Origin of the sequence: Enterococcus sp. AZ126 (assembly GCF_051714545.1) — a bacterium.
GTDB lineage: Bacteria > Bacillota > Bacilli > Lactobacillales > Enterococcaceae > Enterococcus_L.
In genome coordinates, this window is sequence record NZ_JBIOSB010000003.1 from 1 (window position 1) to 11,106 (window position 11,106).

General features: G+C 33.2%; 9 protein-coding genes. 3 read left to right on the plus strand and 6 right to left on the minus strand.

Going from position 1 to position 11,106, the window contains the following annotated elements; all coding sequences use genetic code 11:
• Together IGI43_RS16570 and IGI43_RS16575 are read left to right on the plus strand one after the other, a co-directional pair.
• The coding region (locus IGI43_RS16570) for a helix-turn-helix transcriptional regulator (RefSeq protein ID WP_438758979.1) at positions 1–205 on the plus strand (205 nt) is incomplete at its 5' end.
• Between the two features lie 1,848 nt (positions 206–2,053).
• Positions 2,054–4,597 (plus strand): N-6 DNA methylase, encoded by a 2,544-nt coding sequence (locus IGI43_RS16575; protein WP_438758980.1) that lies wholly within the window; start codon positions 2,054–2,056, stop codon positions 4,595–4,597.
• Positions 4,598–4,837: 240 nt separating this feature from the next.
• On the opposite strand, the gene IGI43_RS16580 is transcribed toward IGI43_RS16575, so the two are convergent.
• A complete protein-coding gene (locus IGI43_RS16580) occupies positions 4,838–5,530 on the minus strand; it encodes a hypothetical protein (RefSeq protein ID WP_438758981.1) in 693 nt (230 codons plus the stop codon).
• Between the two features lie 207 nt (positions 5,531–5,737).
• Here IGI43_RS16580 and IGI43_RS16585 point away from each other — a divergent pair, with 207 nt between their 5' ends.
• A complete protein-coding gene (locus IGI43_RS16585; protein ID WP_438758982.1) occupies positions 5,738–6,265 on the plus strand; it encodes a helix-turn-helix domain-containing protein in 528 nt (175 codons plus the stop codon).
• Here IGI43_RS16585 and IGI43_RS16590 read toward each other — a convergent pair.
• The 5 genes from IGI43_RS16590 to IGI43_RS16610 all read right to left on the minus strand — a co-directional run bounded on the left by IGI43_RS16590 (position 6,262) and on the right by IGI43_RS16610 (position 10,616).
• A complete protein-coding gene (locus IGI43_RS16590) occupies positions 6,262–6,729 on the minus strand; it encodes a DUF5626 family protein (protein ID WP_438758983.1) in 468 nt (155 codons plus the stop codon). The genes IGI43_RS16585 and IGI43_RS16590 overlap by 4 nt on opposite strands.
• 82 nt (positions 6,730–6,811) lie before the next feature.
• Entirely contained in the window at positions 6,812–7,096 is a 285-nt protein-coding gene (locus IGI43_RS16595; protein ID WP_438758984.1) for a hypothetical protein, read from the minus strand.
• 66 nt (positions 7,097–7,162) lie between these two features.
• Positions 7,163–7,645 (minus strand): DUF536 domain-containing protein, encoded by a 483-nt coding sequence (locus IGI43_RS16600; RefSeq protein ID WP_438758985.1) that lies wholly within the window; start codon positions 7,643–7,645, stop codon positions 7,163–7,165.
• Positions 7,638–8,645, minus strand: coding sequence for a replication initiation protein (locus IGI43_RS16605; protein ID WP_438758986.1), 1,008 nt, complete (start codon positions 8,643–8,645; stop codon positions 7,638–7,640). Before IGI43_RS16605 ends, IGI43_RS16600 begins: the two co-directional genes overlap by 8 nt.
• A gap of 1,065 nt (positions 8,646–9,710) precedes the next feature.
• Positions 9,711–10,616, minus strand: a complete 906-nt coding sequence (locus tag IGI43_RS16610; protein WP_438758988.1) for a helix-turn-helix domain-containing protein — start codon at positions 10,614–10,616, stop codon at positions 9,711–9,713.
• Positions 10,617–11,106: the final 490 nt, after the last annotated feature.

Here is an 11,106-nt window from a genome sequence, read left to right on the forward strand (position 1 = left end):
GGGAAAAATCAAAAAAATGAATTGTCTAGAAGAAAAAAGAAAAGAAAAAAAGATCGATCGAAATGAACTAGCACGTCAAACAAACGTATCCGTTCAAACGATTCAACGGATCGAAGAAAATAAGTATGAACCGTCTTTTGCCTTAGCTTCTTTGTTAGCAAAAATTTTAGATCAGGAAGTAACAGAAATTTTTTTAGAAGAATAGAAAGTACAAGGAATCAAAAAAGGCAAGCATCGGTTTTGGGCGCCTGGTGAAAAAATAGGTTTCGTTTTTTCTTGTCGCTAGGCTCGAATAAAGATAGTTTCTTTTGCGAGCCTAGTAACATGTCCCCATGTTACAAAATTTCAAATTGAGTTCAGCAAAATTTGGTTTAGACTTTTTCTATTTTCAAAGGGATCAACAGTCAAACGTGGGTTTAAAAAACGTTTATTGCAAGAGCATAAGGTAAAAATGGGTCCAAAAGCGAACCCAACCCGACACTGTCGGGATTTTTTTTGGTACCATAAAACTGCTTGTTTTTACAGATTTGGTGCATGTGTATTTGAGTGATTTTACGAGATAAAATTTTCTCTTTTTCTTCAGATAGTAGTCAGTTATTTAGAAATCAGATCGTCATATTTTTCTTCTTGCAAGCGGAGCAACATGATATCATGTTGCGAAATTTAGGTTGAACTTTTTTCATTTTTTGAAATGTTCAAGAGAACTCTTTTTAAATTGTTATGTACTTGTTGGTTCTCAAAAAAATTTATTTTCAAAAAACGCAGCGGACGAAAAATGAAAAAGCGTCATCTAGAAAATGACGATTTTAAAAAATGAGGCTTGGGGAAATTCCCTGAAAACTAAAAAATGAAATGAGCAAAATCGAAGATTTTAATATGGCTGCTTTTTTCATTTTTTACGTAAGGTGGGGACACCTTGCTATGCTTGCCAGAGTGAGAAACAATTTCTCTTTTTATCTGTGGCAAGCATAGCAAGTGTATATCCACTTTGCGAAATGTATAAAAATGAACGACGTCATTTTTGATCTTTTTCTGTTTTGGATCAGATCCGAAAACTGAAAAAATGAAACGGGTCAGAATTGAAAAATCACTTTTTTTCTGCAACATCGATTTTCATTTTAGATCTCATGAGCAAAACCAAACATGAGAAGAAATAGAAATCCCTTCAGCTGAAAAATGTATATCACTATTTTTGAGGAACTGAAGAAAATAGTTGGGGGTCATTTAGGGCGAATGGGTCGGGGTCAAGTTACGCCCTATTGGGGGTCGGTTGGGGTGAATCTCGGGCGAATTTGGGGCGAAACTAGGGGTTCAATGGGGCGAATTCACATAAGTTTGTCACCACGAGGTTTCCTTGCACTGCAAGGGACGGGAGCCTGTCTCCCGACACAACCCCTTATGCTCTTACAAAAATCAGGAACGAATAAGTGAGTGCTAAGAAAAAATTTAAAAAAGTATCGATCGATGATCGGTTCTTCAGCAATGAAATTGTCGAAAAAAGAAGTTTATGCTATACTAAACACACAAGTAGAAAACCCAACTGAAAGACCAAAAAGAGCCAGCCGGGGGCAACCGAGCTGACTCTTTTCTTTTATCGAGTATTGCTTCACCACTTCAAACAATAAACGTGAGGCTAGCTGTCTTTTTTGTCCTTAGAATCTAGCCATTTATTAATGCAATGGGCAATCACATTAACCAGGATTCCAAGTAAGACGTCAAGTAGAAAAATCAACTGAAAGACCTCCTTTCTTGCTGAAGATTTCAGCGCAAAGGAAGACAGCATTGAAAGTATAGCATAAATAAGTGATTGAGTAGACAGGTTTTGTCATGTTCTCACCAAACTATTGATTGAACTAGATATTGGAAACGCTTATAGAAATATGCTTAAATTGATTAACCATTTTTAACATGGTACAATTCTGTTGGATAATAAGTTCAACATAAATACACCTCGCCTTCCTACAAGCTAAGTGGGAAGGTGATTTTCTGAAAGAAAATATAAATGTAGTACTAACTTTCTAAGTATATATTTTAATTATGAAATGAGGATAATATGACAAATTACAATACTGAAGCCGATGTTGAAACAAAGTATATTTATGGGGTTTTACTCAAAGAGATTCTTAAAATTTCAGAAGATAGGCTTTCTTTTCATGTTCCTGTAAAGTTTCAATCAGGACACCAGGTACAAACCAAAGAAGCTGATGTTCTTGTAAAAAATAAGAATGGAGATAATTTCATTGTGATGGATGCCAAAGCTCCGGATCAGAATTTAGAATCCTATTTTGGACAGATTGATTCTTATGCATTCAATTTAGAAACGCCCATTTCAATTTTAACAAATGCTAACAGATTGATTATTCGTATCTATCAGGAAGGCAATAAAAAGTCTGTATTTTTAGATAAAACAATAAAAGAACTAGAGCATGAGCACTATAAAAGCTTAATATCCTTACTCAAGAAAATAGAAAATGCTGACTCAAGCGAACTAAAGAAGGAAGAAAATAAAAAAATTATAGATAAACCACAAGTGATAAATTATCGTAGGACTTTTAGAAGCATTCATACTAAAATAAGATCTATTGATAAATTAGATCCGTCAGCTTCATTTGATGAATTCAGTAAAGTGTTATTTGTAAAGATTATTAATGATCGACTGGATCCAGAAGAGCAGTTGACTATAGAAAAAATAGAATTGTTAAATACTAATCACTATCAAACTTCATTTGTCGATAAATGGTTTCAAGATAAAGTGCAACAATATTATCCTGGTATCTTTATGAATAATGAACGTATCAAATTATCCCCGAAAGCTTTGATATCTGTATTAAAAATATTAAATGACGAATTTAATGTTAAAGATTCATTAACGGATATTAAAGGTCGAGCATTTGAAGAGTTTTTACCAAGTCAACTGAGAGGGAAAGGGTTAGGTCAATTTTTTACACCTCGTCCTATTGTAGACTTCATGGTTGAGTTAGCAAATATTTCTTTCAAGGATAAAGTATTGGATTTTGCTTCAGGTTCAGGTGGTTTTCTAATCAAAGCATTTGATGATAAGAAAAAAATGATTCAAGAAATGCCTCAATTAGTATTAGATAGTTTAAATAAATCTCGTAATCAATTGATGGAGGAAGCGAAGGAACAAATATTTGGAATTGATGCAGAACCACGAGCTGTCAGAACTGCCAAAATGAATATGTTGCTATGGGGAGATGGAAAACAGATACAACACGGAAATGGGCTAGCAAAAAAAGATGTAGATGGAAAACCTTACTTGGCTAAAGAATATGATAAAAATATTTCAGGATCAGGGGTAGATGTTATCTTAGCGAATCCGCCGTTTGGTTCTACTGAAGAGGATCAAGAAATATTATCAACATATACATTGTCGTCGTTACAAAAAAATAAACATGGCGAACAAAAGTATACTTCTGAAAAGACAGAAAATCTATTTGTAGAAAAAGCCTGGAAACTATTAAAACCTGAAGGTAAATTATTGATTATTTTACCTGAAGGTATATTTAGTAATTCTACTTCAAAAACTCGTGATTTCATTTTGAGTCATTTTACTATTGATAGTGTAATAAGGCTACCTAAGCATGCATTTGTAATGTCAGGTGTAGACACTATCAATACTGTTATTCTTATAGCTTACAAAAATAATGAAGATAAGCAGAAGGAAATCATTTTTTCTGATAAAAAGACTTGGATATCTCCAGATCATCCTCTCAATATAAAATTTGCATCAGTTAATCAGATAGGGTATGAACCTTCTGGAAAGTTGATTGGAACAGGTTATAGTGAGAGCGATTTAAAAATTCTTTCCAAAAAACTATTACAAAATGATCTTCAAGATATAACTGCAGATCCTAAGGAATTTGCAGAGATTGAATTTGGAGATGATGAAAAAAATCAAAATTGGAAAAAGTCAATGCTAAAATTCATAAATAAAGAATTTGTTGAGGTACCTTCTAGAATAGATCCAACGTACCATTTTTTCTATAAAGAAGCAAAATCAATATTAGATAATTTTATCGATATACCATTAACTGAGAGCAGTATAATAAAAGAAAAGCTATCAGATGAACAACTAGAGGAAAATATTGAAGAAATTTATAAATATGTTTCTGTTACAAAAAATATTCGTGGTAGTGTAGAGGAAGTGGAAGAAAAGAACATAGACGAAATCCTCTCAGTTAAATCAAGAGTTCAAATTGTAAAATATGATGATGTAGTATTTAATCCATATAGAATAAATACAGGATCTGTTATACGAATTAACATAAGAGAAAAGAATTTAGTCACTAGTCCAGCGTATATTGTTATACGAACTGAAAATATAAATAGTAAATATTTAGTTCAACTATTAAAAACGCCTTTTATGAAATACCAAATTCAAGTTTTGGCTTCGGGATCTGTTAGAGACAACTTTAGTTCAACACATTTGTTGCAGTTAAAAGTACCAAATATATCTTTAGATAGACAATCTGAAATCACAAAAAATATAGATAAACGATTAGATAATATTGATAAAAAAAGATCCGAAATATTGGTTCAAAACAATGAAATTGTAGAATATTTAAATGATTTTTAGCATATAAATTGTAAGTAGTACACGTTATTTAATCACTTAGTTAACATAATAAGCTATTATACCAAGTTCCAGGAATACCAACACTTCCACCAACCCAAAATACAAAAATCAATTGGTCTACCTCTAAATTAAAACAGAAACCTTATTAGATTAAGGTTTCTGTTTCTTGCGTTTTTTAAATATAATTTATTTATATTTCGGGGATTTGTTATTGAATAGACTATTAAGTTGTTCCATTAATTAAAACGTGTAAGATTTTGCATAGTAGATACCCACAGGTTTTTTGGCTACTGAATTTACTTTTACTCCATCTATTCTTTTCAGCACGAACTTTTTATTCATATAAACAGGTCTAGCAGTCAAAGTTAGCCTTTTAACTTTTCTTCCATTAACAGTATTTTCCACTTTGTAGCTACCTGTAAAGCTAACTTTATAACTCCCGGAAACGTTAAAACCAACTGCTAAGTTAAGTGGTCCTGCCTCGACTCCCAAAGTACTGTTAACAGATGCAGATACAGATCTGGAGTAATTCAATCCAATTGTAGTGCCAGGATCTCCAGCAACTGAGTTTATGATAGAACCGTACGTATTTGCATTATATCCCCATGGTGCTAGATATCGTCCTTTTCCAATTGGTCTCCATTGATAGTCAGGCCAATTGGATCTTGCAAGATTGCTTTTTAAACCTTTGTCAACAACAGAAACACCTTCTACATTAGGATCTTGTAAAAGACTAGTCACATAACTATTTAATTCTTGTTCATTTTTAAAATCATCTTGGAATACTTCGGGTTGTTTTTCATCAATTTGTATAGCTGTTGTGTCAATAGTGTTGTCTACAAGTTCATCATTTGCTAATACAAGACTTGTTTTACCGCCCACGCCTAATAGTAAAAATGTTAATAAAGTAGTTCCAAACAAAATCTTTTTCATAAAATAAAACCTTCTTTCTTTTTAATATACCATTATCATTGCATGGGAAGGTTATTTTAGTAAGCACCTATTGGTTTACATTGTGACAACTTATAGTTGCTCCACTAATTGCAACCGTAAGTTGCTGCTATGAAAACCAATAACTGATAGTTTTTCCATTCAAAATGTCGTATGATTAAGTATAAAAATTTAAAAGGGGGAATACAAATGGTTTTAGCTGATCGATTACGTGTACATAGAGAAAATAAAGGTCTTTCACAATCAGCTGTTGCAGATCAATTGAATGTTTCCCGTCAATCTGTTTCAAAATGGGAGACGGGAAAAGGCTATCCAGATATTGATAATTTAGTATTACTTAGTAAAATTTATGAAGTTTCCATTGACGAACTTGTTCAAGAAAACGAAGTCTTAAAGAAAAAAATTGAAGAAAATAACCAAACGATAAACGATCATCGCAGAAAACTAGATTGGATTCATAACCAGGGAATTGGTGATAAAGACGAGGGGTTACTTTTATTAATTGCTGTTATTGGTTTGTCTGTAGCAGCACCGCTAGGTCTATTTCTGGCACCTATTATTATAAAACGGAATAAAAAAAGCAACACATTTTACATGCTAATTAACATTGTAAGTGTGTGTTGCATTTTAATTAATTTGTATTTCACATTTATTATGGTTGGCGACTATCTATTATGGAATCAAAGAATTGAGGTAAACTATACACCTGATTCTTAAGTTGAAACGGAAACTTTGAGTTTAGAACCATTTATTTTTGCTCGAAGATTAATATTAGCTGTAGACGTTCCTACTTTTCGCTTTAGATAGTAAGTCGCTTGTTTTGAATTGTCGATTCGTAAAGATTTACTAGTAAATGAACCAGAAATAGCGGTAGCACTTGCGTTCTTTGTGGCAGTAATTGAGTTGTTTTTTACAATTACCTGATAACGGGCTTTCCAAGAACCCCTTCGTTCTGTTGAAACGGTATATATACCATTTCCTAATGCTCGAGAAAGAGAAGGTTCTTTTTCTATAGTGATAATTAGTTCCTCGCTCTCTTCTGTAACAATGCTAGAAGTTTGTTTTGTAGTATCGGATAATGAATAGGTAACGGACTCTTGATTCTTTTCAGCGTGACTAGGGGATCCCTTACCAACAATACCCCAGAATATTACTGCTCCCAAGATTAATGCCTTTTTCATATTGATCACTCCTTTTTTGTAATTCAACCGTACAAAAAAAGAGATAGAAAAGAAAGCACCGTTCTGTTTGCAATGTGTCAACTTATAGTTGCACATCATTAGTAATAAGGATATCAAGCGAATAAACTGTTCTAAATTTTGAATGATCTGAAAGATTATTTAAAAATTTAGAAAGAGCATAAGGGAAATCTGTACCCAAATGCGTGGGTATCCTAGCAGTGCTAGGTGATTTTGGTGGGTACATAAAAAGTAGGTTAGGAACATAGTTGCGACCGTATAAAGTCCATAGTTGGAACATATGAAGTGCGTCAAAAGAGCGTACTTGTTCTACTAACATAACATGATCACTAAAATTTATAGTGCCCATTTATACCCACCTTTTGAAAAGGTGGAATTTTTACGTGTAGCGGCTTTCCATTGATCAAACCAAAAATCAGGAATCTCTCCGGAGAAAATGCCACCACTTTTTGTCCGGTACTGGATCAGGATCTGCTTGTTCTTCAGCTGAGGGTTGTTTCTCTTCAGGAGCTTCAGGTCCAATTTGTAGTTGAGCTTCCAACTGCTCGATTCTTTTGTTCAACTGAAGAGTGAGTTGTTGTTGCTGATCGAGTAGCTTTTGCATGGTAACCAGTTGTTCATCTTTATTTGCCAGTTGAGTATTCTTTTCTTCAAGTTCTTTTTTCAAAATACTAAAAGTTGAATCTGTCAAATTTTGGGTATGTGAAGCCGCGGAATTAGGTGTGGAAATTTCCACACCTAATTCTTCTAAAATCTTTTTATATCCGTTGTTTCTAAGGTATGTAATTCCATTTTTTTGGTACGTAAAATTCCGTGGTAATTTCCCCACTCTGTAGCGAACCTTATCTTTAGAAATTCCGAGCTCATCAGCAATTTCTTTTAGAGTTTTATCAGCCAATATTCTCACCTTCAGACTGGGCATCATTAAGAACTTGATCCCAATATTTTTCTAAGTCAAAATTCATAAGGGTAGCTAAGGTGTCTAAAAATTGTGTAGCATTTGGCATTCGGTAAGTATCAACTTCTCTAGCTTCAGAAAACAACTCAGCTTGTACTTCAAAAGAGAGATCACGGAATTTCATCGCTTTTTGAAAAAACTCTTCTTGAAGTTTTTTCTTTCTTTCTTCGTCTTCTCTTTCTGCAGCAAGAATATCTTCTGGTACAGATTCTGAACGAATAGGTTTCTTTTTTTTGTTCTTCCCTAACTTATCAAAATTTTTCCATTCTCCTGTTTGTTCAGCTTGCCAGGTAAACTCATAAGCTATGACAGGATTTCCTCGTTCTCTGGATTTTATCGTTTTGATTTTGAATCCAATAAAATACGGTGACAGTTGCTGTTTAACCGGTTTAAGGATGCGATCTTTTATATGGCTTGCTTTAAATGAGACTGGAACATCCAATAAAGAACGAAACTCTTTAATAGTGAAAGTTTTTTTCCCTTGAGTTCGCCATTGTTTTAATAAACGGTACATTGTTTTAGCATATGTCGATTTAATTCGAGTAAATTCTTCAAGTTCATAAACAGTAAATTGTGCCTGAAGTTTATTCAATATATATTCAAATTCCTCGGAAACACCTACTGTAATTGACCGTTCTTCAAAATCAACTGATAACTTTTTAAATAGAGTCATCACTTCAAATTTTTGTTCAGTTTCTTCGTAATAAGTTAACTGAGCAATTTTTTTTGCTACATTTTTCATTGTCAATTCCCAACGTTGTTGGTGCTTATCAGAAAATTTAGTTAGATCTTTTAAATCATCAGTATGGAATAAAAGAGATCTCCCGCCTTTTTCTCTTGATTTAGCAATGATAGCAAAGAAGAAGTTCATCTCTTCAGAAGACCACCGTCTCATTATGACAGTATTCAAATCATTATGATATTTTACTACTTCATTCATAGGACACCTTCTATTCATTTAGATATATTTAAGTGTACAAGAAAACTTTATAAACATCAATAAAAATAATGATGTTTATAAAGTGGCATAATGATGTTTATAAAGTGGCATAATGATGTTTATAAAGTGGCATAATGATGTTTATAAAGTGGCACAATGATGTCTATAAAGTGGTTAATCCCTTGCTAGAGTAAGGCTCACACAATCGCTAAAGATATATTTAAACATTATTTAAACAATTAATAAACAGTTCAAGGGAAAAACCTCCCGCCCAAATAGGCTCTCTTTTTGTCTCAACCAGGTTCGCGAATAGTAAAGACTTAAAAATAAAACAATAAAAATGAATGTGAGAGTATCCCTCACACATTTTACTTGCAGCGGTCGCCTTTGGCTCCCTCGCTAAAACCAAAGAGTTTGAAAAGGTCTTTGTAAGGCTCTCAACGATTGTTTAAGACGATTTAACTGTTTGCTTTGGTTCTGATCGTTTTTCTAGTTTCGGCGCCTTACAGGCGGTCAGGGCAAGCCCTAACAACCCTTTAAAAGAAAACGAACATTATTTTTGATCGAAATTTGTTTATTTTCTGAAATAGGATAGACCTATAGTGTTGGAATGAGCTGAAACCTTTCTAAAATACGATTTAAGAGCTTTTGTTGTCGAAATCGCCTATTTCATCGATTGAATGTTAAAACCGCTTAAAATGGATTTTAAACGCTATTTTTAGTGTGAGAGAAATTCCGCAAATTATGCCGAAGAATCAACCGATCAGTGATAAGAATTAAATAACAATTTTCTGTGGTATTTTGCCTCATGCACTAGTCTTGTCTACTACAGGTACTAATGCAAGAGGATGCGAAACGTGGAAATGCTTGGTAGAGTAAGAGTTTGCTAATTGTTTGAATATTCTGTGAAAACAATTTCGTTTTTGTTGATACTTACCCTAGTGATACAAAATAAACCAGCTTCTTTTTTGGTGGGTGTTTTATAACAGCTTGAGTATGTTTTTTCTAGAGGATTTTTCTAGTAGCGCGGCGGGGGCAAAAAAAGAAAACCCAGAGAAAAAGTCTCTAGGTCTCTGTAATAACAGTGACTGGAAAACTACTTTGATTGGTATGATCCAGAATATTGTGAACCACCAACTTGATCTCTGCTTCAATTTGTTCCGCTAGAGAGTAGTCACCGATATCTTTCAACAAATGGATATATTCCTGGATTCGCTGCATACAATCATAATTTCCTGTAAGTTGATACGTAAGAAGGTTCTCCAGGTATTTTAAGTTAATTTGAAAATGCAGATTTATCTTTGTAGGGTCTTGCTTTTTGGCTAAATAGATATATTTTTTTGCGCCGTCAAAATCTTTTTCATAAATGCGCATGGTAATGAGATTTAATAAAATATGTGTGCAACGTTGCCGGATCTGTTTTGTGGGATTTTGTTGTTGCAAAAGCATTTTATGAACGAGCTTATCCGTCTTTTTTTTATCAAAGAAACGGATAAGATTCATAACGATCGTGTAATCGTAATATTGATAATAGGATTTTTTAAGCAACTGCTCGCATACTTCAGTTGCTTCTTCCGTTGTCAATTTATCAATCTCTTTCCAAAATTGAGCGAAATAGTTCCGAATAACGAGATAATTCGATTTTTCTCGTAATGTTTTTACGCTTTTATTCTGTAAATTTTTGTAATACTGAAGCATGGATTTTTTAAGTTTTGAATTGCGTATGTCTTTTGAGCAGTGAAAAAATAAAGAGTTGAAGGCTTGCTGCTCGGCATTTAAAGGCGAAAGAGAGAAAAATTCTTCTGGTAATAGAGAAAGAGTGTCAAGGTATGTAGTCAATTCGGTTAATTTTAGTTCTCTATGACCACTTTCTATCCTGGAATAGACAGACGAATCCATTTCCTGAAGAACATCTTTTTGTCTAAACTGCAATTTTTTTCTGAAGTATTTTAATGTTTCCTGAATATTCATCAGTTCCCCTCCTTTTTTTGCTATTTTAACATGAAAAACCCTGTTTTTTGTCAAAATAAATTTATTTAATGAGAAAAATTGCTATTTATTTGTTGATTTAACAAAGAGTAGATTTTTTTGTAGAGGTGTATTTTTTAGTCTGATAAAATTTAGAGAAGAATAAGAGCAATATGCTTTTATTTTGAAATATAAATTAATGTGGTGGGAGGGGAAACAATGAGTATATTAGCTGTTGTTAGTCTAATTACGACATTTATCATCGTAACAGGACCGTAAAAAAAAGACTCTTAGCGTGCACAAAACTTGGGGAAGTTCTACAAGCTAAAAGTCCAATCCAAAAGAAGAGAAATTCCTTTGGAGTAGTATGTACTACACTCTTAATAATAGCATAAGAAAACACAACTTTCTTGTCGTTTTTTACGGGAATAGCAGCAATGAAGGGGTAATTTATATTTCGTTAAATAAGTGAAAGGTAGGAAGTAACGATCAT

What these genes read in the sequence shown, in the direction of transcription:
- IGI43_RS16605 (WP_438758986.1), bottom strand. Translation starts at nt 8,645, where the DNA reads ATGAATGAAGTAGTAAAATATCATAATGATTTGAATACTGTCATAATG.
- IGI43_RS16580 (WP_438758981.1), bottom strand. Translation starts at nt 5,530, where the DNA reads ATGAAAAAGATTTTGTTTGGAACTACTTTATTAACATTTTTACTATTA.
- IGI43_RS16610 (WP_438758988.1), bottom strand. Translation starts at nt 10,616, where the DNA reads ATGAATATTCAGGAAACATTAAAATACTTCAGAAAAAAATTGCAGTTT.
- IGI43_RS16595 (WP_438758984.1), bottom strand. Translation starts at nt 7,096, where the DNA reads ATGGGCACTATAAATTTTAGTGATCATGTTATGTTAGTAGAACAAGTA.
- IGI43_RS16575 (WP_438758980.1), top strand. Translation starts at nt 2,054, where the DNA reads ATGACAAATTACAATACTGAAGCCGATGTTGAAACAAAGTATATTTAT.
- IGI43_RS16585 (WP_438758982.1), top strand. Translation starts at nt 5,738, where the DNA reads ATGGTTTTAGCTGATCGATTACGTGTACATAGAGAAAATAAAGGTCTT.
- IGI43_RS16590 (WP_438758983.1), bottom strand. Translation starts at nt 6,729, where the DNA reads ATGAAAAAGGCATTAATCTTGGGAGCAGTAATATTCTGGGGTATTGTT.